A 26,297-nucleotide genomic window follows, 5' to 3' on the forward strand; every position below is an offset into this window, starting at 1 on the left:
GCATAACGAAAGGAGCGCCCGATGAAGGTCCGTAAGTCCCTTCGGTCGCTGAAGAAGAAGCCGGGCGCCCAGGTTATTCGCCGCCACGGTAAGGTCTTCGTGATCAACAAGAAGGATCCCCGTTTCAAGGCTCGTCAGGGCTAATTGAGACGCGATTCCATCCGCTCCCTCCGGCTTTCCGGAGTGGGGCGGATTTTTTCATGCGTGAGCTCAGGCACAAAGGATAAATTCTTTTAAATCCAAGTAAACATAAAGGCAAATATATGAATATAATTATTTTGTCTATTTATGTCGTGAGAAAGAAGAATAATGTCCCAGCGAATCGTTGCCGCGCTCACTGCCGCCGCACTCGGATTGTCTGCCCCAGTGGCTCATGCCGCAGAACCACAGTGGGAATCCTCTGCACCGGAGTCCCTTGGCATCAATGACCCGTCCTGTGTGCCTTCAGGGGACATCACTGAGCCCGTTGTGCTGCTGCATGGAACCTCGAATAATGCTTCCGTGTGGGGAAATTTGGTCCACCTCTTGCAAGATCAGGGGGCGTGCGTGTGGGCCTTTGACTACGGCGCCGATGATGTCACCTTGCAGAATATGATTCCAAGCGTCAAAGCCATCGCGGACCTGGATGATTCGGCCGCGGAAATTGCGGATCAGGTGGACTATGTCCGCGAGGTCACTGGCTCGGACAAGGTGAACTTGGTGGGCCATTCCCAGGGCGGTATGCACATCAAGACGTATACACAGATGCATGATGGGGCGGGTCATGTGTCCCATGCGGTGGCGCTAGGTGGCAACTTCCACGGCACCACGCTTAACGGGCAGGGGGAGACGCTTTCTAAATTCATTGCCTTCGCACCGCACCTCGCCGCCTTCCTGGCTAGTACGGCCGGCATCCAGCAAGTAGTGGGGTCGGAGTTTATGAAACGGCTCAATGCGCTGCCGGATACCGCGCCAGGCGTGCTTTATACCTCCATTTACTCACCGGGGGATACGACGGTGACTCCGAATAGTTCTTCGCAGGTGGCGCTTGGCGACGGCGCCGATGTGGTCAACCTCGACCTGGGCGAGGTCTGCGGCGTGGCTCCTCGGCACGACAAGCTGCCGACCAACTGGACGGTGTTGAGTCAGGTCATCTTTGGTCTGACGCGCGCCCCGGGGGAGGGGCCGAACCCGTCGACCTGCGTCTCTGAGGGGGTGCCGATAAGCGGGGCCTAGAGCGGGCCGCCAGCCCCTTAAATGTGAACTTTGACACACAAAATCGTGAACTCCAGGTAAACCTGCAGGAAGCCCATTGGTGTAGTTTCATGGCTGTCCTTAGGTGTGGTCAACATGTGGGGTCCGGGGGTGTGCCATCCTGGGAATACCATGGCTGTAACTACTACATATTGTGTTAGTTGCGGGTATTTCCCCCAAAGTATAGTGTCGTTGATGTTGCTCAGAGCGGCGCAGGAAGCGCCCGTTTAGGCGGGAAAACGCTCCCCGCTCTGACGAATTTTTCAATGCAGGAGCTTTAAGGATCTATATGTCTATCACCGTTTACACCAAGCCAGCTTGCGTCCAGTGCAATGCCACCAAGAAGGCCCTCGACCGCGCCGGTCTCGATTACAACCTGGTCGATATTTCTGTTGATGATGAAGCCCGTGATTACGTCATGGCACTGGGCTACGTTCAGGCACCAGTAGTTGAAGCTAATGGCGAGCACTGGTCCGGTTTCCGCCCTGACCGTATCAAGGGCTTGGCTTCCGTAGCGGCATCCGCCTAAGAGGTAGGGGAGGCCAGTAGCCATGTTGGTCGTGTATTTTTCCTCCGCGACGGAAAATACGCACCGGTTCGTGCAGAAACTGGGCTTTCCCAGCGCGCGCATTCCGCTGCGCCGCACGGAGGAGCTCCTCAAGGTCAACGAACCTTATGTCTTGGTGTGCCCCACCTATGGCGGGGGCGCTTCCATCAGCCACCAAAACTCCCGGCCCGTGCCAAAGCAGGTTATTAAGTTCCTCAATGATGAGCACAACCGCAGCCTCATTCGCGCGGTAATCGCGGGTGGCAATAGCAATTTCGGTGCCGATTTTGGCAAGGCTGGTGACGTCATCAGTGCCAAATGTAAAGTGCCCTATGTATATCGTTTCGAGTTGCTGGGAAACGATGACGATATAAAAATTTGTCGTGAAGGTTTATTGGCTAACGCCGCCGAGCTCGGGCTCGAGGCCGCGGCCTAGCGCCCACTACGACTTAAATAAAGATCCTGATTTTTAAGAAAGGCCTTGTCAGCTGTGAGTACGCAATTGGGGAAGACCGTCGCCGAGCCAGTAAAGCCAGAAGAGCAGTTGGATTACCACGCTCTGAACGCGATGCTGAATCTCTACGATGATAACGGCAAGATTCAGTTTGAGAAAGACCGCGAGGCCGCTAACCAATTCTTCCTGCAGCACGTTAATCAAAACACGGTCTACTTCCATGATCTGGAAGAAAAGATCGATTACCTGATTAATAACAAGTACTACGACCCGCAGGTCATTGAGCAGTATGATTTCTCCTTTATCAAGGAGCTGTTCAAGCGCGCTTATTCCTATAAGTTCCGCTTCAAGTCCTTCCTGGGCGCGTATAAGTACTACACCAGCTACACGCTGAAGACCTTTGATGGCCGCCGCTACCTCGAGCGCTTTGAGGACCGCGTGTCCATGACCGCCCTGTTCTTGGCAGACGGCGACGCAGGCTTGGCCGAGCACCTCGTAGACGAGATCATGACCGGCCGCTTCCAGCCGGCTACCCCGACCTTCCTCAACGCCGGCAAGGCCCAGCGCGGCGAGCTCGTCTCCTGCTTCCTGCTGCGCATCGAGGACAATATGGAGTCCATTGGCCGCTCCATCAACTCCGCGCTGCAGCTTTCCAAGCGCGGCGGCGGCGTGGCCCTCCTGCTGTCTAATATCCGCGAGTCCGGTGCGCCAATTAAGCACATTGAGAACCAGTCTTCCGGCGTCATCCCCGTGATGAAGCTGCTGGAGGATTCCTTCTCCTACGCCAACCAGCTCGGTGCCCGCCAGGGCGCCGGTGCGGTTTACCTCAACGCGCACCACCCGGACATCATGAACTTCCTGGATACCAAGCGCGAGAATGCGGATGAGAAGATCCGCATTAAGACCCTCTCGCTGGGCATCGTCGTGCCGGATATCACCTTTGAGTTGGCTAAGCGCAATGATGATATGTACCTCTTCTCGCCGTATGACGTCGAGCGCGTCTATGGCAAGGCCTTCGGTGACATCTCCGTGACCGAGCACTATGAGGAGATGGTGGAAGACCCACGCATCCGCAAGAAGAAAATCAACGCCCGCCACTTCTTCCAGACCGTGGCAGAGCTGCAGTTCGAGTCCGGTTACCCGTACATCATGTTCGAGGACACCGTAAACCGCGCGAACCCAGTGAAGACCTCGTGGATCAACATGTCCAACCTGTGCTCGGAAATCCTGCAGGTCAACTCCGCATCCGAATTCAACGCGGACCTGACCTATGAGGAGCTGGGCAGCGATATTTCCTGCAACTTGGGTTCCCTGAATATCGCGATGACCATGGATTCGCCGGACTTTGCCAATACGGTGGAAACCGCCATCCGCGGCCTGACCGCCGTGGCGGATAAGACCTCCATTGACTCCGTGCCGTCCGTGCGCCGTGGTAATGATGAGTCCCACGCCATCGGCTTGGGCCAGATGAACCTGCACGGTTACTTGGGCCGCGAGCACATCGAGTATGGCTCGGAAGAGGGCTTGGACTTTACCAATGCTTACTTTGCCGCCATTTTGTATGCGGCGCTGCGTGCCTCCAATAAGATTGCCCGCGAGCGCGGCGAGTACTTCACGGAATTCCCCCAGTCCGAGTATGCCTCGGGCGAATTCTTTGACCGCTACGATCCGGAAGAGTTCAAGCCGAAGACGAAGAAGGTGCAGGAGCTTTTCGACGCCTCTTCGATCCACACCCCGTCCGCCCAGGACTGGGAGGACTTGAAACAGGACGTGGCTAAGTACGGCCTGTATAACCGCAACCTGCAGGCGGTGCCGCCGACGGGTTCGATTTCCTATATCAATAACTCCACCTCGTCCATCCACCCGATTGCCTCCAAGATTGAGATCCGCAAGGAGGGCAAGATCGGCCGTGTCTACTACCCGGCGCCGCACATGGATAATGACAACCTGGAGTACTTCAAGGATTCTTATGAGATCGGCTACGAGAAGATCGTCGATACTTATGCCGTAGCCACGAAGTATGTGGACCAGGGCCTATCGCTCACACTCTTCTTCAAGGACACCGCGACCACTCGTGAGGTCAACCGCGCGCAGATTTATGCGTGGCGTAAGGGCATTAAGACCTTGTACTACATCCGCCTGCGCCAGATGGCGCTGGAAGGTACCGAGGTCGAGGGCTGCGTATCCTGCATGCTCTAAACCGGTGGTAGGGCGCCTCGATGCACGTCGCGGGGAAGGACGTGCATCGAGGCGTTTAGCCGTTTTCGGCCCTAGTGCGGTCGAGAATGGTGCGGGAGGTTTCTTCGGCGGCGTCGGCAAGCCCGGCATCAATGGCGCGGGCCAGTTCCATGTGCAGCTGTGTGGTGCCGCTGATGGGGTCGCGTTTGCGGGAGCCGAAGACGGACTTGCCCTTGAGCATCGCCACTAGGGAGGGGGCGAGCGCGGCGAGCATTTCATTGCCGGAGGCCCGCAGGATGAGGGTGTGGAAGCGCAGATCGGTTTCCAATTCTTCGCCCACGCGCGGAGACGGGGTGGATTCCAGCTCGGCCAATCGCGCGGCGAGGCGCAGCAATTCCGCCCGCTGCTGGGCGGTGGCGTTGCCGGCAGCCAGACGCGCGGCCACCGGTTCGATGCCAAGCCTTAGCTCGTTGAGCCGGGCCACTTGCTGCCCGCGCGTTTTATCGTTGTCTAAGCGCCAGCCAATGATCGCTGGGTCGTATACCGCCCACTTCTCCATCGGTAGCACCGTGAGGCCCACGCGGCGCCCAGAGCTCACCATGCCGAGATGCTCCAAGGCGCGCATGGCCTCTCGGGCTACGGTGCGGGAGATGCCAAAGCGCTTTTCGACGTCCCCCAGCCGGAACCGCTCGCCCTCCGCGAGGTCTCCGCTTACTATATCCGCGCCGAGCTGATCCACCACGGAACCCAGCAGGGGAGGGGTGGCACTCATGCGGAAATCCTTTCTTTGCATGCTCCGAAGTAACTGGGATCAGTATAGGTAAGTGGTATCCAGCACAATGGCTTAGAGGGGCGGCGAATTGGGTATGCTGGAGACCTGAATTTGTCCGTTTTTAGTATTGGAGTGACGCCGCGTGTCGCACGAGTACGATGACTATCTTTCTAGTCATGAAAAGCCAGTTGAAGCCATTAACTGGAATAGCATCCCGGATGAAAAGGACCTTGAAGTGTGGGACCGTCTCACCGGTAACTTCTGGTTGCCGGAAAAGGTTCCAGTCTCCAATGACCTTCCCAGCTGGAAGACGCTGACGGAGAAGGAAAAGGAAACCACCATGCGGGTCTTTACCGGCCTGACGCTGCTGGATACCATCCAGGGCACAGTGGGTGCGATTTCCCTCCTTCCGGATTCCCAGACTCTGCATGAGGAAGCGGTCTACACCAATATCGCCTTCATGGAGTCCGTGCACGCCAAGTCCTATTCCAATATCTTTATGACCCTGGCGTCCACGCCGATGATCAACGATGCCTTCCGCTGGTCCGAAGAAAACGAGAACCTGCAGAAGAAGGCCAAGATCATCTTGTCCTACTACAAGGGCGAAGATCCGCTGAAGAAGAAGGTGGCGTCCACGCTGCTGGAGTCCTTCCTGTTCTACTCCGGCTTCTACCTGCCGATGTACTTCTCCTCCCGTGCGAAGCTCACCAACACTGCCGATATCATCCGCCTGATCATCCGCGATGAGGCTGTGCATGGTTACTACATTGGTTATAAGTTCCAGCAGGCGTATAAGCAGCTGGATGAAGAGCGCCAGGCGGAGCTGAAGGAATACACCTTCGACTTGGTCTATGACCTCTATGACAATGAGATCGACTACACCGAGGACCTCTACGATGACCTGGGTTGGACCGAGGACGTCAAGCGCTTCCTGCGGTACAACGCCAATAAGGCACTGAATAACTTGGGCTTCGAGGGGCTCTTCCCGGCCGATGAGACTCGCGTTTCCCCGGCTATCTTGTCCTCGTTGTCGCCGAACGCCGACGAGAACCATGACTTCTTCTCTGGTTCGGGTTCTTCCTATGTCATCGGCAAGGCTGAGGACACTACGGATGATGACTGGGACTTCTAAGCATTCCCGCTGATCAGCGTGGTCTAGCGGCACACCTTCTGCTCGAACTCAACCGAAAGGTTGATAACGAGCGGGGGTGTGTTTTTACGTTTTGGGGCCGCACAATTCGGCGCGACTGTGACATATAGCACGCTGTATCTTAGGTGAAAACCGTAGGTGGAAATAGTGGCTGCGCCACGTGCAGGGGCAATGTGGCAGATGTGGTCAGTGGTGAGGTGTGTCCTTGCGTCCGAGTATTGGGGGAAGCTGGAAAGAACAGGGGAAAATGGCCTAATATAAGGCGAGTAAACCTAGGTGTAGGTGGAGTCTGTCCACAGACACTTTGTTATTCAGGAGGATTTTATGACCGCTGTGGCGCCACGGGTCGACGATTACGTCGCCCCCACACGTCCAGAGCCAACCGGTAACGCGAAGACCGGTTCAAAGGCTTGGGTATTTCTAACGAGCACCGACCACAAGCAGCTGGGCATCATGTACTTGATCATGTCCTTCAGCTTCTTCTTCCTCGGTGGCTTTATGGCACTGTTGATCCGCGCGGAGCTGTTCACCCCGGGTCTCCAGTTCTTGTCCAATGAGCAGTTCAACCAGCTGTTCACCATGCACGGCACCGTGATGCTGCTGCTGTTTGCGACCCCAGTTGTGTGGGGCTTTGGTAACTACATTCTGCCGCTGCAGATTGGTGCGCCGGACGTGGCCTTCCCGCGTCTGAATGCCTTCGGCTTCTGGGTTACCCTGCTGGGCGGCATCGTCATGCTGCTGGGCTTCGTTACCCCAGGCGGTGCAGCTGACTTCGGCTGGACCATGTACATGCCGTTGGCTGATGGTGTCCACACCCCGGGCATCGGCGCGGATATGTGGATTGTCGGCGTGGGCGCTACCGGTGTCGGTACCATTGCCTCCGCTATCAACATGATTACGACCATCCTGACCCTGCGCGCACCGGGCATGACCATGTTCCGTCTGCCGGTCTTCAGCTGGGCTGTGTTTACCGCATCCGCCATCGTGTTGATGATTTTCCCGCTGCTGACCGCTGCGGCATTGGGCGTTCTGTATGACCGCAAGCTGGGCGGCCACATCTACGATTCCGCTAATGGTGGCGGCATCCTGTGGCAGCACCTGTTCTGGTTCTTCGGCCACCCTGAGGTTTACGTCCTCGCGCTGCCGTTCTTCGGCGTTGTGTCTGAGGTCGTTCCGGTCTTCTCCCGCAAGCCGGTCTTCGGCTACATCGGTCTGGTCTTCGCACTGCTGGCCATCGGTTCCCTGTCCATGGCTGTGTGGGCACACCACATGTTCGTCACCGGCGCTATCCTGCTGCCGTTCTTCTCCTTCATGACGTTCCTGATTGCGGTTCCAACCGGCGTTAAGTTCTTCAACTGGGTCGGCACCATGTGGAAGGGTCACATCACCTGGGATACCCCGATGATCTTCGCCATGGGCTTCATGGCAACCTTCCTCTTCGGCGGCATGACCGGCGTTATGCTGGCATCCCCGGCACTGGACTTCCACCTGGCTGAGTCCTACTTCTTGATTGCACACTTCCACTACACCCTGTTCGGTACGGTTGTGTTCTCCGCCTTCGCCGGCCTGTACTTCTGGTTCCCGAAGATGACCGGCCGCATGCTGGACGAGCGTCTGGGCAAGATTCACTTCTGGTTGACCTTCGTAGGCTTCCACGGCACCTTCCTGGTTCAGCACTGGGTCGGCAACATGGGTATGCCGCGTCGTTACGCTGACTACCTGGAGTCCGATGGCTTCACGGTCTTCAACCAGATTTCCACCATCTTCTCCTTCGTCTTGGGCGCTTCCGTTATCCCGCTGATTTGGAACGTGTTCAAGTCCTGGCGCTACGGCGAGATCGTCACCGTGGATGACCCATGGGGCTACGGCAACTCCCTCGAGTGGGCAACCTCCTGCCCGCCGCCGCGCCACAACTTCGTGTCGCTGCCGCGTATCCGCTCCGAGCGTCCGGCCTTCGAGCTGCACTACCCGCACATGGTTCAGCGCATGCGCGAAGAAGCACACGTGGGTAGCCACTAAAGCGATATAACTCGCTAAAGCACTCCTGACTTAAGCCGCCTCCCAGCCCGCCAAGGGCCGTGGGAGGCGGCTTTGGCGTATCTTATTTGCCCCACGTGCGATAATGGGCCGCGTGAGTACCCAAGTTGATACCTATGCCGTCATTACCACCACTGGGCCGGACAAACCTGGGGTCTCGGCTGCCTTCTTCCGCGTGTTGGCGTCTTATAGCGCCGCGCTTGTCGACGTCGAACAGGCCATCTTTTCCGGCCGTATCACCCTCGCTGCCCATACCCGCATTCCCAGTGCGCGCGCCGAGCAGATTGCACAGGGGTTGCGCAATACCTTGAGCATCTACGGGCAGCAGGTATCCGTGGACGTACGGGAGGAGGAATCTAGCGCGCGAGCTCGCTCTACGCATGCGGTGGTCCTCATGGGAACGGAAGTAACCGCCCACCACGTAGAGGAGGTCGCCCGCGTATTGGCCAACTTCGATGCCAATATCGATCGCATCCGCGGGCTTTCCACCTCTCCACTGACCGGCCTAGAGCTTTTCTTGTCCCTCGATGGTTCCGCGGCACCCGTACGCCAGGCGCTGGCAGAGCTGGCACAGCAGATTGGCATCGACATTGCCATCGAACCGGCGGGTCTGGGCCGGCGTTCCAAGCGTCTTGTCTGCTTCGACTGCGATAGCACTCTCATTCAAGGCGAGGTCATCGAGATGCTGGCCGCGCACGCCGGCAAGGAGGAAGAGGTTGCCGCCATCACGGCCCGGGCTATGCGCGGCGAATTGGACTTTGAGGAGTCCCTGCGCGAGCGCGTGGCCGTTTTGGCCGGCCTGGATGCTTCCATCATTGATGAGGTAGCCCGCGAGATTCAGCTGACCCCCGGTGCCCGCGAGACTATTGCCACGCTCAACCGCATCGGTTATCGCACCGCTGTGGTCTCGGGCGGGTTCATTCAAGTCCTGGAGGGACTAGCCGCAGAAATGCACTTAGATTACGTCCGCGCCAATACCTTGGAAATCGCCGATGGCAAGCTCACCGGCCGCGTAACCGGCAAGGTGGTTGACCGCAAGGCCAAGGAGGAATTCCTGCGGGAATTCGCCGCAGATTCCGGGGTAGGCATGCGCCAGACGGTCGCCGTGGGCGATGGTGCCAATGACATCGATATGATTACCGCCGCGGGACTGGGCATCGCCTTTAACGCTAAGCCGGCGCTGCAAGAAGTGGCGGATACCTCGGTAAATCACCGGCGGCTGGATGAAGTACTACAGATTTTGGGAATCCCGGCCGAGGAGGTTGTGCGTGGATAAGTTTGAAATCGCCCACCAGCGCTTGGTAGAAGCTTGTGACTCGCGCTCGTGGCGCGATGACCCAGAAAACCCTGACGAGCCCTCCACCATCCAAGCGATGCAGATTGCGCTTAACCTGCCAAAGCAGGAGCCGCCGGCGCGCACGGAGGTGCTGGAGGCGGCCGCCAGCGCCGTTGTGGCCGTGTGCTTGGACGAGCGCGCGGGGGAGGACGGGGCCTTCGCCCACGCCCTGGGCCAGTGGTACGGCCACCGCATCCGCAAGATCGCCCGCCGGGCCCGCAATAAGGCCTGGCGCGATGTGCAGAGCCTGCCCGGCGTGACCGTGGCGGACCGTGCCCGGGCCTTCGCGCCTTCGGCTGTGGGGGAGGTGGATCCGCTCATCGGCAAGCTGCAAATCGGTCACACTGACCTTGCTTATGATGAGCCGGGAGCCCCGCTTGGCGATGCCCCCGTTATCTACGTCGACCGCAGCCTCGACATGTCTGCGGGCAAGGCCGCAGCGCAGGTGGGCCACGGTTCGATGATGCTCGCCGCGGCGATGTCGGTGGGGGAGGCCCGTGCCTGGGCCGACACCGGTTTTAAGCTTTCGGTTCGCGAGGTGTCCGGAGAAGATTTTCGCACTGCCTGTGCGCAGGACGGCGCCGTGATCATCGTAGACGCCGGCTTTACAGAGATTGCGCCGGACTCGGCTACCGTGTGCGCCCTGCGGCGACTAATCGCTTAAGCGCGCCGCGCACCGTATCCGGGTCGGTGGTTTGCCAAAAGCGCGGCATGGAGGCCTTGAGGAAGCTGCCGTAGCGCTTATACTCCAAGCGGTTATCGAGCACGGCCACCACTCCGCGGTCGGTCACGTGGCGCAGCAGGCGGCCTGCGCCCTGTGCCATGAGCAAGGCGGCGTGGTTGGCGGAAACCTCCATGAACCCGGAGCGGCCCGCAGCATCGGCTGCCTGGGCGCGCGCCTGCATCAGGGGATCGTCCGGCCGGGGGAACGGAATGCGGTCGATGATGACCAGCGAACAGGCCGGCCCCGGCACGTCCACGCCTTGCCACAGGGTAAGTGTGCCGAAGAGGCAGGAGTTTTCCTTCTGGGAGAATTTTTCTACCAGTGCGCCGATGGAATCCTCGCCTTGCACGAAGAGGTCAAAGGGGATGCGCGGCTTGAGGGCGGTGGCCGCCTCTTCCGCGGCGCGGCGGGAGGAGAACAGACCAAGCGTGCGCCCGCCGGCGGCCATAATGAGCTCGTAGATCTCATCGATGGTTTCTTTGGGCAGGCCATCGCGGCCCGGCGCGGGTAGGTGTTTGGCGGTGTACAGGATGCCGGATTTGGCTGGGTCGAAAGGCGTGCCCGCGTCCAAGGTGTCGTAGGTGCCGCTCGGCATGCCCCACTGCGCGGCCATGGCATCGAAGCGGCCGCCGAGGGCGAGGGTGGCCGAGGTCAGCACCACCGTCTGCTCCCCAAAGAGGTTCTCGCGCAGCATGTGGGCGATGGATAGGGGCGCCACGGCGAGGGTCTCGGCGTCGCTGCGGGGATCGCGCTCGAGCCAGACGACGTCATCTTGCTTGGCCGGGTCATCGGTGGCGAAGACCTCCAGCATGCGCGCTACGGCTTGCGCGAGGTCGGAGAAGTGGTTGCTCAAGTTTTGGCGCTCGGCGTTTTTCTCCGGATCGTCGGTGGCTTCGCCTTCTGGTGCGCGAGAAATGAGGGACTTAACGCGCAGGAATTCGTCGGCAAGCGCGCGCAAGTGGCCCTGTGCGGTTTCATCTAAGTCCGTCCAGCGGCCTGGCTCTTGGATTTTCATCAGGTCATCAAATTCTTCGGCCAAGTCCGCGAGGCTGCCAGCATTGCCCAGCGACTTCGCGCGGTTCGCGGCCATCTTGATGGCGCGGGTAGTAATCTCCGCTGTGGACACCGAGGTGATGCGGCCGTCGAGCTCGTGGGCCTCATCGATAATGGCGACGTCGTGCTCCGGCAAAATATTTGCCTCAGAAACCGCGTCGATGGCGAGCATGGCGTGGTTGGTGACCACGATATCGACGTCGGCAGCCGCCCTGCGAGCCTCTTCTGCAAAGCAATCTGGCCCGTGCGGGCAGCGCGACGCGCCCAAGCACTCGTTGGACGTTACGGACACCGCCCGCCACACCAAGTCCGGCACGCCCGGCTCTAGATCATCGCGGTCACCGGTGTCGGTTTCCTGCGCCCACTCGTGGATGCGGCGCACGGCCTTGCCGCGGTGGGATATCTCGGATTCGTCGATAAGAGCTTCCGGGTCATCCGGCGTAGCCGCAATCTTATTCATGCACAGGTAGTTATTGCGGCCCTTCATGATGGCGAAGGTAGGCGTACGCTCCATGACAGGGGCGAGGGCCTTAGTAAGCCGCGGCAGATCGCGCTCCACCAGCTGGCGCTGCAAGGCTAGCGTCGCGGTGGAGACGATGACGGTGGACCCCGAATTCATCGCATGCCGGATAGCCGGGACCAAGTAGGCCAGGGATTTACCGGTACCGGTACCGGCCTGCACTGCCAGGTGGCGCTCCTTTTCGAGCGCAGCCGTGACGGCCGTGGCCATGCGCACCTGGCCTTCGCGCCGGCTGCCGCCCAGCGCGCCAACGGCCTTGCCCAGCAGCGTTTCCGTGTCGAGGTTTAGGGGCTCATCTGCGTGCTCACTCACCCCACACAGTCTAGCGGCCTACTTTTTAAAGCCCACCATCCGCGTGGGCACGGCCGCCTCATCGCGCGAGAGCGCCAGGCCTTCCCACGGCAGGGTCTTGCGGGCCTGATCCAAATACTCGCGAGAGGCATGCAGATCCGGCAAGCCGTCAACGATGTGCCCATCGCGCATGAGCGGAATGGTCATCTCGCGGGTATCGAGCTGGCCGGTATCTGGCGCCGGTGCCTCAAAGGGGTAGACGATTTCCTCCACCGCCACGCCGGAGGAACGGTAGGTGCGTAGCGCGCGCTTGGCACCGCCGACGGACTGCTTGGAAGTAGAGCGCTTGGCCACTGGGATGCCATCTACCTCCACTACCTTGTAGACCATGCCGGCTGTAGGCGCGCCGGAGCCGGTGACCACGGACGTGCCGACGCCGTAGACATCGACAGGATCGCCGCGCAGGCCAGCGATGGCAAACTCATCGAGGTCAGAGGAGACCACGATATTGGTATTGTGGTTGCCCAAATCATCCAGCTGCTTGCGTACGCGGCGGGTGACGGCGCCCAAGTCACCGGAATCTATGCGGACCCCACCTAGCTGCGGGCCACCTACTTTCACTGCGGTTTCTACGCCCTTGGTGATGTCATAGGTATCGACCAGCAGGGTGGTCTCTACACCCAGCGTGTCGATCTGGGAGCGGAAAGTGGCTTCCTCGTTCGGGGTGCCGTCCGGGTTGGTATGCGCCAAGGTCCAAGAGTGCGCGGCAGTGCCAGAGACCGGAATACCGTAGCGGTAGCCAGCCTCCAAATTGGAGGTGGCTTCGAAGCCAGCCAGGTAGGCTGCGCGGGCGGCGGTTACCGCCGCATACTCGTGGGTGCGGCGCGAGCCCATCTCGATAATCGGGCGGCCATCGGCAGCCGTGACCATGCGGGAAGCAGCCGAAGCCACTGCGGAATCGGCGTTCATGATGGACAGGATGACGGTCTCCAAAACCAAGCACTCCCCAAAGGTGCCGCGCACCGTCAGGATGGGGGAGTTGGGGAAATAAAGCTCACCCTCGCGGTAGCCGTCAATCTGCCCGGAAAAGCGGTAGTGACGCAGGTATTCCTTGGTTTTGTCATCCAGGAAGTCCATCTCTGCTAGCTGATTGGCCGAAAAGCGAAAATCCTCCACCGCACGCAGGACCCGCTCGGTGCCGGCAACCACTCCGTAGCGGCGCTCATTGGGCAGACGGCGGCCGAATACCTCGCAGGTGACCTGGCGGTTTGCCGAGCCGTCTCGCAGCGCGGCTTGGAGCATAGTGAGCTCGTATTTATCCGTCAGTAGAGCAGTGGAGCGATCATTAGGAATAGCTTTGTCATTCACGGGAGTGATAATACCCACTGACTAGGTGTTTTTCAGAGGTTTAGATTCTTTGGGCCTAGATTGTCCGCAGCTAGATTGGGCTGGCCCACAATAAATCCCCAAAAGTGGTTAGGCTAGAAAGCATGAAGGCGCAATTTCCCGTAGTCCGCATGAGCTCTCCTATGGCTACGCCCGAATTGGATGAAGAACTCGACGTAGATGTGGCCACGAGTGAGAACCTCCCGTGGATGTGCATCGTGTGGGATGACCCAGTCAACCTAATGAGCTACGTGTCTTACGTATTCCAAACCGTTTTGGGATATGACAAGAAGCGAGCCAATGAACTCATGATGCAGGTCCATACTGAGGGCAAGGCTGCCGTCTCCAGCGGCGAGCGCGACAAAATTGAGGCAGACGTGAAAAAGCTCCAGATCGCGGGTCTGTGGGCAACGATGCAGCAGGCAGGTTAAATATATGCAACCGTGGAAGAAAAAGAAGTCCCTCATGCGCGCGCCGAAGATAACGGCCGTTTTTGAGCCAATGGAGCGCGAGGTATTAGGTGATCTCACCGCTACTGTCTCCGAGGCGATCATCGGGCGCGCGCAGTCCGCACCTAAGGATGAGCTAGCAGAGATGCTGGACATGCCTACCGGCCACACCGAAGCCCCGGACGATCCCTCTCTGGCTCGTCTCTTTCCGGACTTTGAGATGCCCGGCGATGAGGAATACGAAGGCGATGCTTCTTTGCTGCGCTCGCTGCACGAGAATGACATTGCGCGCGCCAAGCTAGAAAACCTTCAGGTCATCGGTTCGGCCCTTGGCCCCACCGGCGGGGTAGAGGTCACCATCAGTGAGCAGGAGGCCCAAGCCTTTGTTGCCGGCCTTAATGATTTGCGCCTCTATGTTGCGGCAGGTGATGTTTCCGATGAAAACCTGATGTTGGACCGCGACAGCCTCGTGGAATGGTTGGCTTTCTGCCAAGATTCGCTGCTGCAGGTGCTGATGGACTAATGTTAGACGGCATGAGCATCGGGCACTATAGCGGTGCCGATACTGGAGTCACGGTGCTCTACTGCGGGCCGGGTGGCGCGCTCGGCAGCGTCGACGTGCGCGGCGGCGGCCCTGGCACCCGCGAAACAGACCTTTTGCAGCCGCATAATACGGTCGAGCGCGTCCACGCCGTGGTGTTGGCGGGCGGTTCCGCCTTTGGCTTGGCGGCTGCCGACGGCGTAATGAATGAGCTGGCGCACGAGGGGATTGGCTTCCCTGTCTTTGGCGAGGATAAGCCTGGCCCGCGCGTGCCCATCGTCCCCGGAGCCGTCATCTTTGACCTCTTGGTCGGGCCTTCCCGCCCTGGGCCGAAAGAAGGCGCAGCCGCGCTGCGAGCTGCCCTTGCGGGCAACGATGAATCCATGGGTTCGGTGGGAGCCGGCGTGGGGGCTACCGCTGGCAAGCTGCGCGGCGGGTTTGGCCTCGCTTCGCGCCGAGTGGGTGAGTATGAGGTCTCCGCCGCGATGGTCGCCAATCCCGTAGGCGAGGTCATCGATCCGCAGTCCGGCCGGCTGTACGGCGCGCCGGGTCGCACTCCGGTCAATGCTGCCGCCTACCGCGCCTTGCCGCACCCAGCGGAGTCCAAGCTCAATACCACCATCGGCGCCGTGCTTACCGACGCCCCCGTAACCACCGCCCAAGCGCAGCGCTTAGCAATGACTGCCCACGATGGCATCGCTCGTGCGGTGCGGCCTGCCCATTCACCGCTAGACGGCGACACCATCTTTGCCTTGTCGACCGCGCAGCGCCCAGCTGAACTCAGCACGCAGGAGATCACCCAGCTCTGCGCCGCGGCCGCCGATGCTGTGGAGGAGGCTATCGCCAACGCGGTTACCGCCGCCGATCCCGGCCTAGGCTTGAGCGCGTACCGCGATCTGCTGGACTAAGATAAAGCGCATTATGACTTCAGGCGGAATATCTAACTACCGGCCGGCCTCCTCGGGGCCGGTTAATCGCGGCGATTCCAAGAATTACACCCGCAGCGGCCGCATCACCACCGGCTTTTCCATAGCCTTTGGCTTCCTTGTCGTGGAGTGGGCAGTCCATATTGTCAACGCCTTCCTCTTTGGCGGCCAGCTATCCAATTACGGCATCCGCCCGTTAGATTTCAACGGAATTTGGGGGATTTTTTCCGCTCCACTGCTCCACGCGAACTTTGAGCACTTGATGTCTAACTCGGTGCCCGGCGCCATCTTTTGCTTCCTCATCGGTCTTTCCGGCCGCAAGGCCTGGTGGGAGGTCACGCTGATTACCACGCTGGTGGCTGGCCTCGGAACCTGGTTTATCGGCGGTCCCGGTACCTCGCATATCGGTGCCTCCAGCTTGGTCTATGGCTGGCTGGCATATCTGATTGTGCGCGGAATTTTTAACCGCTCACTCCTCCAGACCATCTTGGGCATCGTGCTCGGCTTCGCTTACTCCGGCTTGGTATGGGGCGTGTTGCCCGTCTACGAGGGCGTGAGCTGGCAGGGCCACCTCTTCGGCGCCATCGGCGGAATCCTTGCCGGCATGACCATTACCTCGGACGACCCAGTTAAGGCAGTGAAGCGTTAATGCCAACTGCAACCTCTCCCATCGGCATTTTTGATTCCGGCGTGGGCGGGCTCACCGTGGCCCGCGCGGTGATGGAACAGCTGCCGCACGAATCCGTCATTTATACCGGCGATACCGCTCACAGCCCTTATGGCCCGCGGCCCATCTCTGAAGTCCGCGCCTTTTCCCAAGACGTGGCCGATCGGCTGGTGGAGCGTGGCTGCAAGATGTTGGTCATTGCCTGCAATACCGCCACCGCCGCCTTCTTGCACGATGCGCGCGAGCGCTACGATATTCCCATCGTGGAAGTCATCCGGCCTGCGGTGCGCCGCGCCATGTCCACCACGCGCAACGGAAAAATCGGCGTCATCGGCACTGAGGGCACCGTCAAATCCGGTGCCTATCAGGATCTCTTCGCGCTCAACCCCAAGGTGCAGGCCTTTGCCACCGCCTGCCCGGATTTTGTTCCCTTTGTCGAGCGCGGCATTACCGCCGGTCGCCAGATCCTCGGCGTTGCCGAGGGCTACCTGGCCCCGCTGCAGGAACAAGGGGTAGACACGCTGGTTCTAGGCTGTACGCATTATCCGCTGTTGACCGGGATTATCCAGCTGGCGATGGGCGATAATGTCTCGCTGGTGACCTCTTCGGAGGAGACCACCAAGGATGTGATGCGGATCCTCACGGAAACGGATATGTTGGCCCCCGCAGAGAATCAGCCGGTCCACACTTTTGAATCCACCGGAGATCCGGAGGCTTTTGCCCGCCTTGCCAGGCGCTTTCTCGGCCCCCAGATTGCATAAGGAAGTGGAATTTCTCCCCCGTTTGCACGTTGAATACGCATGCGGGGTGATTTCATGGAACTATTGAGCCCATGAAGCTGACCATCCTAGGCTGCTCCGGTAGCGTCCCCACCGCCCAGAATCCCGCCTCCGGCTACTTGCTGTCCTTCGATAATGCGCCGTCCATCGTCCTCGACATGGGCCCTGGTACCTTGGCGCAGCTGGAACAGCAGCAGGATCCTTGTGATGCGCACGTGGCCTTTAGCCATCTGCATGCCGATCACTGCCTGGATTTTCCTTCCCTGATGGTGTGGCGCCGCTTCCATCCCACCTCGCCGGCTGCTTCGCGCAATATGTGCTTCGGGCCGAAAGCTACGCCCACGCACCTGGGTCGCCTGTCCTCTGATGAGGTCGATGGCATCGATGACATGTCCGATACCTTCGCCTTTAGTGCCTGGGAGCCGGGCGAGCGCCAGCTCGTGGATGATGTCTATATCACTCCCTTCCCGGTAAACCACCCGGTAGAGGCCTATGCCTTGCGCGTGGAGCACACGAAGACCGGGCAGACCATTACCTATTCCGGTGACTCTTCGTATACGCCCGCGCTTGTCGAAGCCGCCCGTGGTGCCGATATCTTCCTCTGCGAGGCGGCCTGGGGCGAGACCTCTGAGGGCAAGGCGCCGGACATGCACATGTCGGGCGCGGAAGCCGGTAGGGCGGCACGCGAGGCGGGTGTGGGCAAGCTGGTGCTCATCCACATTCAGCCGTGGGGCGATGCGCAAGCTACTTTGGAGGCAGCCCGCTCCGAATTCGATGGCGAGATTGTCCTCGGCGCCGCGGGGATGGAGTTCTAAGATACGCTGGACGGCATGACTGAATTTACTCGTGCCGATGGGCGCGCGCTGGACCAGATGCGCAGCGTCCGCATTACCCGCAATTTCACCACCAACCCGGCCGGCTCAGTGCTGGTGGAGTTTGGCAATACCCGCGTCATGTGCACCGCATCCGTAGAATATGGCGTGCCGCGCTTCAAGCGCGATTCGGGCGAAGGCTGGCTTACCGCCGAGTACGCCATGTTGCCTTCCGCCACCCACGACCGCATGCCGCGCGAATCCATGAAGGGCAAGGTCAAGGGCCGCACCCACGAGATTTCCCGCCTCGTCGGTCGCTCCCTGCGCGCCGCGGTGGACTTGGAGGAGCTGGGCGAGAACACCATCCAGCTCGACTGCGACGTCCTCCAGGCCGATGGCGGCACCCGCACTGCGTCTATCACCGGCGCCTATGTTGCGCTTGCCGACGCCATCGCACACCTCAAGGCCGAGGGCGTTGTCCCCGGCGAGCCGCTGCTCGATCCCATCGCTGCGGTCTCGGTAGGCATCATAGACGGCGAAATCTGTCTCGACCTGCCTTATGAGGAAGACTCCCGCGCCGAGGTCGACCTCAACGTAGTAATGCAGGAATCCGGCGATTTCGTGGAAATCCAGGGCACCGGCGAGCACGGCCTCTTTGGCCGCGAGGAGCTCAACGAGATGCTGGACGTAGCCCAGAAGGGCTGCCGCGAGCTCATCGCCGCACAAAAGGCGGCGCTGGGGTGGTAATTCTCGTCGCGTCCAATAATCCGAAAAAGCTCGCGGAGCTCGAGCGCATCCTGACTGATGCCGGCATCGAGGGCGTCGAGCTGCGCCCGCTATCCGCAGTGGAGCCTTACCCGGAGCCGGTGGAAGACGGCCGCACTTTTGCCGATAACGCGCTCATCAAAGCCCGCGCCGGTGCGGCTGCCACCGGCTTTGCTACCGTCGCGGATGATTCCGGCCTGGCCATCGAAGAGCTCAACGGCATGCCCGGCGTGCTTTCCGCCCGCTGGTCCGGCCAGCACGGCAATGACCAGGCCAATAATGACCTGGTCTTGGCACAGATGGCCGATGTTCCCGATGAGCGCCGCGCCGCCGCCTTTGTCTCCGTCTGCGCGCTCGTGACTCCCGATGGCACCGAGCACGTGGCCGAGGGCCGCTGGGAAGGCCGCTTCCTGCGCGAGCCGCGCGGGGACAACGGCTTTGGCTATGACCCGTTCTTTCAGCCAGAAGGCGAGTCCCGGTCGGCTGCGGAGATGTCCCCAGAAGAAAAGAACGCGGTCTCGCATCGCGGCCGCGCTCTAAGTCAACTAGTCCCCGCCATCGCGGAGCTGGTTCGCAGTTCCTAAAGCTGGAACTCTTCCTCAATTTCCCTGCGGCGCTTGTGCTCCATCCAGAAGGACAGGAAGGGCACCACGCCGGCAAGGGCGGTGGTAAAGAGCTTGCCCACCGGCCACAGCGCACGCGGGCCGAGGATGAGGATGGACAGCAGGTAAGTCATGTACGCGATGCCATGCACGATCGCGATATAGGTGGCCCACTCGGGGATCTCCATGCCGATGAGGTACTGGCAGACCATGCGGATGACCAGGATAATCAGGAAGATACCGGTCACGGTGGCTGCGATGGAGAAAAACTTCAAAGGTCCGCGGATGCGGGCCTGGCGGGCGGGGTGAACTTTATTGGTCATAATCAGCTTTCTTCGTTCTCGCCGCGCCGGCGGCGCGGGGTATTCATGGCGTTAAACGTGTCCACATCTATCTGAGGCCGCTGGGGCAGGAAATCTTCATCGATTTTGGTTTCCGCCTGCGGTTGTGCAGGAGACTCAGCCGGGGCCTCAGTGACGGTGCTATCCATGTCGCGGGCTTCTTCCTCGGCCGCGAGGCGCTCGTTTTCATAGCGCAGCGTGGTGCGATAGGCGTAGACCACGAACACAGCGAACAGTGGCCACTGGAAGGCATAGCCCAAGTTCTGGAAGGTCCCCGAGCCGGAGCGGAAGCGCGTCCATTGCCAATAGGCCAGGAATAGGAAGAGCACGACGAAAAACGCGATGAGGAGGATGTGCCACCACCGCACCTGCACGCGCTTGTTCTTCTTTTCCTCTTGAGTGCTCACGCGATCCACCCTACCCACCAGCGGCCGGAAAACAGAACACCCCTGGTTTCTAGATTGATGGCGTACCGTGTACACTATGGCAAGTCCCCCGCGCCCGTGGCGGAATTGGCAGACGCGCTAGATTTAGGTTCTAGTGTCTTAGGACGTGTGAGTTCAAGTCTCACCGGGCGCACAATCGGCGCCGTCGGCTCGCAGAGCCGGCGGCGCTTTCGCATACCACCGCCCGCATAGTCGCCCTAAGATAGTCATCATGAAAAAACTGCTTTCCACCCTTATCGCCGTCATTCTCATTGCCGCCGTGGCTGCCGCCGCGGTGTTCATTTGGCAGGTACGGGAACCGGTGGAGGTGGAGACCGAATCGAGTAATACCAAGGTCATCAAGGCCGTGGAGCGCGAAGAGCAGGTGGTGCTCGTCTCGCTGGGTATCGAGGGCCTATCGGAGGAATCCGCCACGAGCACGCTGTGGAATTGGCAGGTCCCGGGCAGCGAGCGCACCCAGTACATCAAGTACTCTTACCGCGCCAAGCTCGGCATCGAAGGTTCGCAGGTTCAGGTGGAAGAAGAATCCCCGCACCACTTCCGCGTGGAGATCCCCGAGTTCATTTTCATCGGGCACTCGGATGAGAATTTCGAAACCGCGGTGGAGGACAACGGCGCGTTGAGCTGGATTACCCCGGATATCGATAAGGCGGAAACCATCACCAAGATCCTCAACGAGGACAAAAAGAAAGAGGACATCGCGGATAATCGCGATGTCCTCCAATCCCAGGCCAAGCAGTTCTACACCGGCATTATTTCCGGCGTGGACCCAGAGGCCGAAGTGGACTTTTGCTTTCGCTAACTAGTCCACCTCGGTGAACTTGCGGTCCCACGAGGAGCGGACCGGGTTGGCATCGGCCAGCAGAATATCGAAGCGGTCGTTGGCAATTTCTACGATTTCGCCCAACGCGGTGCGGTACTCCTGCTCCGGGGAGTTGGCCAGGCGGCGCACGCCGGCATCAATGACGCGGTCGACGGTGTCATTGGTATCCAAATAGGCCACAAAAGGCATGTCAAAGCGCTCGCGGTAGGCGGCGGAAAGCTCGGTGATGCGCTCGGTCTGCACATCATCTAGGTCGGTCAGACCGAGGGAGCCGCGGTCGGCGGAGATGGTGGCGGCTTCGTCGGCGTCGGCAAGCAGCAGCTCATCCATGGCCGGATAATCGTGAATGAGGGCGGCGCGGCGGGAATCATCCGCGGTCAGCACGGCCACCTGAATGGCAGCCCGCAGCTCATTAACATCACCGAACGGCCGCGACTCCCACGCTAGCTCCAGCGGCCAGGTTTCATTATTAAACAGCGGGCGTAGCGCGGAGACGAATTCCTCGCGGGAGGCGCCATTGAGTTGCTGCAGGCTCACGCTCTTGCCGACGGCCCGAGACACCTGCGTTCCCTGCTTGCCCCCAGTGTGGAAGAACAAAAGGTTGAGCACGATGGCGGTAATCGCGCCGATGGACATGCCAGAAGAGACAAAGGTTTGTGCCCACTCCGGGAAGGCGGTGGCGATATCCGGCTTGAAGGTCACCAGCATGGCCAGCCCCAGCGCGGAGGTAACGATGACGGAGTTGCGACCATCGGAAAGATCGGCCTTGGCGATGGTCTGCAGGCCCACCCACGCCACGTTGGCGAAAAGCGCCAGGGAGGCGCCGCCGAGAACAGGGGAGGGGATGGAGGCCACGACCGCGCCGGCCTTAGGCAAAATGCCCAGCACCATCATGAACCCGGCGGCGGCAACGGCCACCCAGCGCGACTTCACGCTGGTCAGGCGTACCAGGCCAACGTTTTGGGCAAAGCAGGTATAGGGGAAGGAGTTCATCACGCCGCCCACCAGGGTGGACAGGCCATCGGCGCGAATGGCACGCACGACGTCATCGCGGCGGATGCGCTTTTTTACAATCTCGCCGGTGGCAAAGACGTCACCGGTGGTCTCCACCATGGTGATGATCATGACGATGATGAGCGAGAAAATCGCTACCAGGTCAAACTTCGGCATACCGAAGTAGAACGGGGTGGTAATGCCGAGGGCGGGGGCGGAGGAGACCTCGTCAAAGGAGGCGTCGCCAAGCACGAGCGCCACGCCAGTGCCTAAGACTAGGCCGATGAGCACGGCCAGGGTACCCAGGAAGCCGGAGGAAAAACGCTGCACCAAGATGATGACCGCGAGCGTGCCAAAGCCGTAGAGCAAGTCGCGGGTGGCCGGCACGCCTTCGGCGTAATTGACAAAGTCATTGGCCGACACCCCCAACAGTGACGTACCCATGACCAGCAGGACCGAACCGGTGACCACCGGCGGGAAGAAACGCAGCACCTTGCCAAAGACCGGCGCCGCGAAGAAGGTAAAAAGGCCGGCGACAATAATGGCGCCATAGATGGTTGGCAGCGAGGCCACCCCACCCGCGCCGTCGGTCGCGCCCAGTCCGATGGCAATAATTGGGGAGACGGCCGTTGTAGTCACGCCCTGCACGATGGGCAGGCGCACGCCAATGCGCTTGCCGACGCCCAAGGATTGAATGATCGTCGCTATGCCACAGGTCAACAGGTCCGCATTAATGAGGTGGATGGTGGTTTCCGCATCCAGATTGAGCGAGCCGGCAATGAGCAGCGGGACGATGACCGCGCCGGCATAAAACGCCAGCACATGCTGTAAACCCAAGGCAGCTAGTTTGGGGGCGGGCGGGACAATATCTACTGGATGCTTGGGCTGCGAAGCCACGAAGTCCTCCTTTGTGCGGAAGCGAAGCTGAACGGCTTTAACAGTAGAGGTTCGTGCAGGTAGCGGCCAAAATCTTACCGTGATGAGGAACACGTTCGGGGCTATTTCACCCCCGATATAAGACGTACGTGCGTACTGCATAAAATCACTCACCTGCGAAACAACACGACCGGTTTATTACCTGGTATTCAAACGTTTGCGAGACTTGTTATTACCAGGGAACTAGTCAACAATTGGGGCCAGAGGGGCTTGGTGCTGTGGCTCGAAGAAAGCGGCATTTATCCCCTGATAGAAATTCGCCCGAGAGAAGGGAATTATGACTACCGCAACGCAGCCTCAACAGTTTGAAGCTTGGAAGGGATTTGAGTCCGGTCCGTGGACCGAGGGCATCAACGTCCGCGACTTCATCCAGCGCAACTACACGCCGTACGACGGCGACTCCAGCTTCCTGTCAGGCCCGACCGAGAAGACCGAGCGTGTCTGGGACACTCTGGAAAAGAAGTACCTGTCCGTCGAGCGCGAGCAGCGCGTTTACGACGTTGACACCCACACCCCGACCGATATCGACGCCTTCCCGGCCGGCTACATCTCAGAGGACGACGACGTCATCGTCGGCCTGCAGACTGATACCCCGCTGAAGCGCGCCATGATGCCTTTCGGTGGCTGGCGCATGGTTAAGCAGGCTATTGCTGAAGCGGGCAAGGAAGTAGACCCTGAGGTGGAGAAGATCTTCACCCGCTACCGCAAGACCCACAACGATGCGGTCTTCGATATCTACACCCCGCGCATCCGCGCTGCTCGTTCATCACACATCATCACCGGCCTGCCGGATGCTTACGGCCGTGGCCGCATCATCGGCGACTACCGCCGTGTCGCACTGTACGGTGTGGACTACCTGATTGAGGAAAAGCAGGCTTCCCGCGATTCCGTCGCAGATGCTGGCTTCTCTGAGCACTGGGCACGCTTCCGCGAGGAGCACTCCGAGCAGATCAAGGCCCTGAAGAAGCTCAAGAAGATGGCTGAGTCCTACGGCTTCGACATCTCCCAGCCGGCCAAGACCGCTCACGAGGCAGTGCAGTGGACTTACTTCGGCTACCTGGCTTCCATTAAGTCCCAGGATGGCGCCGCAATGTCCATCGGCCGCCTGTCCGCCTTCTTCGATTGCTACTTCGAGCGCGACCTCGCCGCTGGCATCATCACCGAGGAAGACGCCCAGGAGATCATCGACTCCCTGGTTCTCAAGCTGCGTATCGTTCGCTTCCTGCGCACCATCGACTACGATCAGATCTTCTCCGGCGACCCATACTGGGCAACCTGGTCCGACGCTGGCTTTGGCAACGACGGCCGCCACATGGTCACCAAGACCTCCTTCCGTCTGCTGCAGACCCTGGTGAACCTTGGCCCATCACCTGAGCCAAACATCACCATCTTCTGGGATCCGAAGCTGCCAGAGGGCTACAAGGAATTCTGTGCCCACATCTCCATTGAGACCTCCTCCATCCAGTACGAGTCTGACCGCCAGATTCGTGAGCAGTGGGGCGATGACGCCGCAATTGCTTGCTGTGTCTCCCCGATGGAAGTTGGCAAGCAGATGCAGTTCTTCGGCGCTCGTGTGAACGCCGCAAAGGCTCTGCTCTACGCCATCAACGGTGGCCGCGATGAGGTAACCGGCAAGCAGGTTGTCGAAGGCTACGAGCCCATCAAGGGCGACGGCCCGCTGGACTTCGACGAGGTTTGGCAGAAGTACGAGGAGATGCTGGACTGGGTTGTTGGCACCTACGTAGAAGCCCTCAACATCATCCACTACTCCCACGACAAGTACGCCTACGAGGCAGTCGAGATGGCGCTGCACGATTCCAATATCGTCCGCTCCATGGGCTGCGGCATCGCCGGCCTGTCCATCGTTGCCGACTCCCTGGCTGCTATTAAGTACGCCAAGGTTACCCCGGTGCGCGACGAGACCGGCCTGATTACGGACTACGTCACCGAAGGTGACTTCCCGTTCTACGGCAACGATGACGACCGCGCCGATGATATCGCCGCTACCATTGTCCACACCGTGATGGAAAAGATTAAGGCCATCCCGATGTACCGCAACGCCATCCCAACCCAGTCCGTGCTGACCATTACCTCGAACGTGGTCTACGGCAAGGCAACAGGCGCCTTCCCGTCGGGCCACAAGGCTGGCACGCCGTTCTCCCCGGGTGCTAACCCAGAAAACGGTGCTGACAGCCACGGTATGGTCGCGTCCATGCTGTCGGTCGGCAAGCTGGACTACAAGGATGCCCTCGACGGTATCTCGCTGACCAACACCATCACTCCTTCCGGATTGGGCCGCACTCCAGAAGAGCGCATCACCAACCTGGTGGGCGTGCTGGACGCCGGCTTCATCATGGAAGACTAAGAACCACTCATCCCCTCAACCATCTCGAAAAGGAGAAAATCATGGCAACCCCAACTTTCGAACAGCGTATGTCAAGCATGAAGGCAAACCGCGAGGCTAACAAAATGGACTCCGGTCTGTACCACGCAAACATCAACGTGCTGGACAAGTCCACCCTGGAAGATGCCGTTGAGCACCCAGAGAAGTACCCGAACCTCACCGTTCGCGTCTCTGGCTACGCAGTCAACTTCGTGAAGCTGACCAAGGAGCAGCAGCTCGACGTTATCTCCCGTACCTTCCACCAGGGTTCCTAATCATGGCAGATGGCGTTACTGGTGTCGTTACCCTCTCTCCTGAAGAGGGAGAGCGAGTCCGCGGCGCGGCCGCGGGCCTGGGAAATGACGCTCAATTCGATGACATTACCCGCCCCGAACTCATGGAGGCGCGCCGTACCGGCGATATTGCCCTCGTGCACTCTTGGGAGCTCGTGACCGCCGTCGATGGCCCGGGTACCCGCATGACGATGTTCATGTCCGGCTGCCCACTGCGCTGCCAGTACTGCCATAACCCAGACACCTGGGAGATGAAGACCGGCACGCTGGAGCGGGTCGAGGATGTGGTCAAGCGCATTAAGCGTTATAAGCCAATCTTCAACGCTTCCGGTGGCGGTCTCACCATCTCCGGTGGTGAACCCCTCTTCCAACTTTCTTTCACGCGCCGCGTGCTCAAGGAAGTTCACGATGCGGGCATCCACACCACCATCGATACTGCCGGTTATCTCGGTGCGCGGTTGCGTGACGAGGACCTGGACAATATCGACCTCGTGCTTCTCGACGTCAAGTCGGGCGACGAGGAAACCTATCGCAAGGTCACTCAGCGCGAACTCCAGCCCACGCTGGACTTCGGCGACAGGCTGAACAAGATAGGCAAACCGGTGTGGATCCGCTTCGTGGTGGTGCCAGACCTCACGGACTCGCCAGAGAACGTGGAAAATGTGGCCAATATCGTGGCGCGTTGGAAGTCCAACGTTGAGCGCGTTGAGGTTCTGCCTTTCCACAATATGGGCAAGGACAAGTGGGATAGCTTGGGAATGAACTACCAGCTAGCTGACACGAAGCCACCTAAGCCGGAGGACGTGGAGAAAATCCGCGACGTCTTCCGCTCGAAAGGCTTGGAAGTCTACTAGCCTGGG

General features: G+C 59.9%; 27 protein-coding genes and 1 tRNA gene. 22 read left to right on the forward strand and 6 right to left on the reverse strand.

Annotated features, from left to right (window positions below):
• Nucleotides 1–21 precede the first annotated feature (21 nt).
• The 5 genes from ykgO (at nucleotide 22) to nrdE (ending at nucleotide 4,433) form a co-directional block, all read left to right on the forward strand.
• Complete coding sequence (gene ykgO, locus QP971_RS09520; protein ID WP_003847162.1) at nucleotides 22–144, forward strand: type B 50S ribosomal protein L36; 123 nt, start codon at nucleotides 22–24, stop codon at nucleotides 142–144.
• Between the two features lie 165 nt (nucleotides 145–309).
• Nucleotides 310–1,215: an alpha/beta fold hydrolase gene (locus QP971_RS09525; RefSeq protein WP_284811580.1), complete on the forward strand. Its 906-nt coding sequence runs from the start codon at nucleotides 310–312 to the stop codon at nucleotides 1,213–1,215.
• A gap of 307 nt (nucleotides 1,216–1,522) precedes the next feature.
• Complete coding sequence (gene nrdH, locus QP971_RS09530) at nucleotides 1,523–1,762, forward strand: glutaredoxin-like protein NrdH (RefSeq protein WP_198491999.1); 240 nt, start codon at nucleotides 1,523–1,525, stop codon at nucleotides 1,760–1,762.
• Between the two features lie 22 nt (nucleotides 1,763–1,784).
• A complete protein-coding gene (gene nrdI, locus QP971_RS09535; protein ID WP_225746488.1) occupies nucleotides 1,785–2,216 on the forward strand; it encodes a class Ib ribonucleoside-diphosphate reductase assembly flavoprotein NrdI in 432 nt (143 codons plus the stop codon).
• Between the two features lie 54 nt (nucleotides 2,217–2,270).
• A complete protein-coding gene (gene nrdE / locus QP971_RS09540; RefSeq protein WP_284791485.1) occupies nucleotides 2,271–4,433 on the forward strand; it encodes a class 1b ribonucleoside-diphosphate reductase subunit alpha in 2,163 nt (720 codons plus the stop codon).
• A gap of 55 nt (nucleotides 4,434–4,488) precedes the next feature.
• On the opposite strand, the gene QP971_RS09545 is transcribed toward nrdE, so the two are convergent.
• Nucleotides 4,489–5,184 (reverse strand): FadR/GntR family transcriptional regulator, encoded by a 696-nt coding sequence (locus QP971_RS09545; RefSeq protein WP_200435271.1) that lies wholly within the window; start codon nucleotides 5,182–5,184, stop codon nucleotides 4,489–4,491.
• Between the two features lie 142 nt (nucleotides 5,185–5,326).
• Here QP971_RS09545 and nrdF point away from each other — a divergent pair, with 142 nt between their 5' ends.
• The 4 genes from nrdF (at nucleotide 5,327) to QP971_RS09565 (ending at nucleotide 10,371) form a co-directional block, all read left to right on the forward strand.
• On the forward strand, nucleotides 5,327–6,316 hold the full coding sequence (nrdF, locus tag QP971_RS09550) for a class 1b ribonucleoside-diphosphate reductase subunit beta (protein WP_284788757.1): 990 nt from the start codon (nucleotides 5,327–5,329) through the stop codon (nucleotides 6,314–6,316).
• Between the two features lie 342 nt (nucleotides 6,317–6,658).
• Nucleotides 6,659–8,353 carry an aa3-type cytochrome oxidase subunit I gene (gene ctaD / locus QP971_RS09555; protein ID WP_284811578.1) on the forward strand — a complete coding sequence of 565 codons (1,695 nt, stop codon included), beginning with the start codon at nucleotides 6,659–6,661 and terminating at the stop codon, nucleotides 8,351–8,353.
• 103 nt (nucleotides 8,354–8,456) lie between these two features.
• Entirely contained in the window at nucleotides 8,457–9,647 is a 1,191-nt protein-coding gene (gene serB / locus QP971_RS09560; RefSeq protein ID WP_284811576.1) for a phosphoserine phosphatase SerB, read from the forward strand.
• Nucleotides 9,640–10,371 (forward strand): aminoacyl-tRNA hydrolase, encoded by a 732-nt coding sequence (locus QP971_RS09565; RefSeq protein WP_239274315.1) that lies wholly within the window; start codon nucleotides 9,640–9,642, stop codon nucleotides 10,369–10,371. The genes serB and QP971_RS09565 overlap by 8 nt, the downstream gene beginning before the upstream one ends.
• On the opposite strand, the gene QP971_RS09570 is transcribed toward QP971_RS09565, so the two are convergent.
• Nucleotides 10,337–12,316, reverse strand: coding sequence for an ATP-dependent DNA helicase (locus tag QP971_RS09570; RefSeq protein WP_239274316.1), 1,980 nt, complete (start codon nucleotides 12,314–12,316; stop codon nucleotides 10,337–10,339). The genes QP971_RS09565 and QP971_RS09570 overlap by 35 nt on opposite strands.
• Before the next feature lie 18 nt (nucleotides 12,317–12,334).
• On the reverse strand, nucleotides 12,335–13,663 hold the full coding sequence (locus tag QP971_RS09575) for a nicotinate phosphoribosyltransferase (RefSeq protein ID WP_284788748.1): 1,329 nt from the start codon (nucleotides 13,661–13,663) through the stop codon (nucleotides 12,335–12,337).
• 122 nt (nucleotides 13,664–13,785) lie between these two features.
• Between QP971_RS09575 and clpS the strand changes: the two genes are divergently transcribed.
• The 8 genes from clpS (at nucleotide 13,786) to rdgB (ending at nucleotide 19,204) form a co-directional block, all read left to right on the forward strand.
• On the forward strand, nucleotides 13,786–14,112 hold the full coding sequence (clpS, locus tag QP971_RS09580) for an ATP-dependent Clp protease adapter ClpS (protein ID WP_005323948.1): 327 nt from the start codon (nucleotides 13,786–13,788) through the stop codon (nucleotides 14,110–14,112).
• A 4-nt stretch (nucleotides 14,113–14,116) separates the two neighbouring features.
• Nucleotides 14,117–14,653, forward strand: coding sequence for a DUF2017 domain-containing protein (locus QP971_RS09585; protein WP_049377279.1), 537 nt, complete (start codon nucleotides 14,117–14,119; stop codon nucleotides 14,651–14,653).
• Nucleotides 14,653–15,579 (forward strand): P1 family peptidase, encoded by a 927-nt coding sequence (locus QP971_RS09590; protein ID WP_284811574.1) that lies wholly within the window; start codon nucleotides 14,653–14,655, stop codon nucleotides 15,577–15,579. The genes QP971_RS09585 and QP971_RS09590 overlap by 1 nt, the downstream gene beginning before the upstream one ends.
• 13 nt (nucleotides 15,580–15,592) lie before the next feature.
• Complete coding sequence (locus QP971_RS09595) at nucleotides 15,593–16,246, forward strand: rhomboid family intramembrane serine protease (protein WP_284791479.1); 654 nt, start codon at nucleotides 15,593–15,595, stop codon at nucleotides 16,244–16,246.
• Nucleotides 16,246–17,025, forward strand: a complete 780-nt coding sequence (murI, locus tag QP971_RS09600; RefSeq protein WP_049377276.1) for a glutamate racemase — start codon at nucleotides 16,246–16,248, stop codon at nucleotides 17,023–17,025. The genes QP971_RS09595 and murI overlap by 1 nt, the downstream gene beginning before the upstream one ends.
• 71 nt (nucleotides 17,026–17,096) lie before the next feature.
• Nucleotides 17,097–17,858, forward strand: coding sequence for an MBL fold metallo-hydrolase (locus tag QP971_RS09605; protein ID WP_284811569.1), 762 nt, complete (start codon nucleotides 17,097–17,099; stop codon nucleotides 17,856–17,858).
• A gap of 15 nt (nucleotides 17,859–17,873) precedes the next feature.
• Nucleotides 17,874–18,602: a ribonuclease PH gene (gene rph / locus QP971_RS09610; RefSeq protein WP_005323955.1), complete on the forward strand. Its 729-nt coding sequence runs from the start codon at nucleotides 17,874–17,876 to the stop codon at nucleotides 18,600–18,602.
• Entirely contained in the window at nucleotides 18,596–19,204 is a 609-nt protein-coding gene (gene rdgB / locus QP971_RS09615) for an RdgB/HAM1 family non-canonical purine NTP pyrophosphatase (RefSeq protein WP_284811567.1), read from the forward strand. The genes rph and rdgB overlap by 7 nt, the downstream gene beginning before the upstream one ends.
• Here the strand turns inward: rdgB and QP971_RS09620 are convergent.
• Together QP971_RS09620 and QP971_RS09625 are read right to left on the reverse strand one after the other, a co-directional pair.
• A complete protein-coding gene (locus QP971_RS09620; RefSeq protein ID WP_225746500.1) occupies nucleotides 19,201–19,545 on the reverse strand; it encodes a DUF3817 domain-containing protein in 345 nt (114 codons plus the stop codon). The two genes, rdgB and QP971_RS09620, sit on opposite strands and share 4 nt — an antisense overlap.
• A gap of 2 nt (nucleotides 19,546–19,547) precedes the next feature.
• Nucleotides 19,548–19,970, reverse strand: a complete 423-nt coding sequence (locus QP971_RS09625) for a hypothetical protein (RefSeq protein WP_239274322.1) — start codon at nucleotides 19,968–19,970, stop codon at nucleotides 19,548–19,550.
• 90 nt (nucleotides 19,971–20,060) lie between these two features.
• Between QP971_RS09625 and QP971_RS09630 the strand changes: the two genes are divergently transcribed.
• A tRNA-Leu gene (locus QP971_RS09630) sits at nucleotides 20,061–20,142 on the forward strand.
• Between the two features lie 78 nt (nucleotides 20,143–20,220).
• Complete coding sequence (locus tag QP971_RS09635) at nucleotides 20,221–20,811, forward strand: hypothetical protein (protein WP_284811565.1); 591 nt, start codon at nucleotides 20,221–20,223, stop codon at nucleotides 20,809–20,811.
• Here the strand turns inward: QP971_RS09635 and QP971_RS09640 are convergent, their stop codons facing one another.
• A complete protein-coding gene (locus QP971_RS09640) occupies nucleotides 20,812–22,722 on the reverse strand; it encodes a solute carrier family 23 protein (RefSeq protein WP_239274323.1) in 1,911 nt (636 codons plus the stop codon). It abuts the gene before it with no gap.
• A 316-nt stretch (nucleotides 22,723–23,038) separates the two neighbouring features.
• On the opposite strand from QP971_RS09640, the gene pflB reads away from it, so the two are divergent.
• From pflB to pflA, 3 genes are read left to right on the forward strand one after another with little or no spacing between them, the layout of a single operon-like run.
• Nucleotides 23,039–25,126, forward strand: a complete 2,088-nt coding sequence (gene pflB, locus QP971_RS09645) for a formate C-acetyltransferase (RefSeq protein WP_269953640.1) — start codon at nucleotides 23,039–23,041, stop codon at nucleotides 25,124–25,126.
• 41 nt (nucleotides 25,127–25,167) lie between these two features.
• Entirely contained in the window at nucleotides 25,168–25,419 is a 252-nt protein-coding gene (gene grcA2 / locus QP971_RS09650) for an autonomous glycyl radical cofactor GrcA2 (RefSeq protein WP_269953639.1), read from the forward strand.
• A 2-nt stretch (nucleotides 25,420–25,421) separates the two neighbouring features.
• Nucleotides 25,422–26,291 carry a pyruvate formate-lyase-activating protein gene (gene pflA, locus QP971_RS09655; RefSeq protein WP_269953638.1) on the forward strand — a complete coding sequence of 290 codons (870 nt, stop codon included), beginning with the start codon at nucleotides 25,422–25,424 and terminating at the stop codon, nucleotides 26,289–26,291.
• Nucleotides 26,292–26,297 lie beyond the last annotated feature (6 nt).

This window comes from Corynebacterium marquesiae, from assembly GCF_030229635.1.
GTDB classification, from domain to species: Bacteria; Actinomycetota; Actinomycetes; order Mycobacteriales; family Mycobacteriaceae; genus Corynebacterium; species Corynebacterium marquesiae.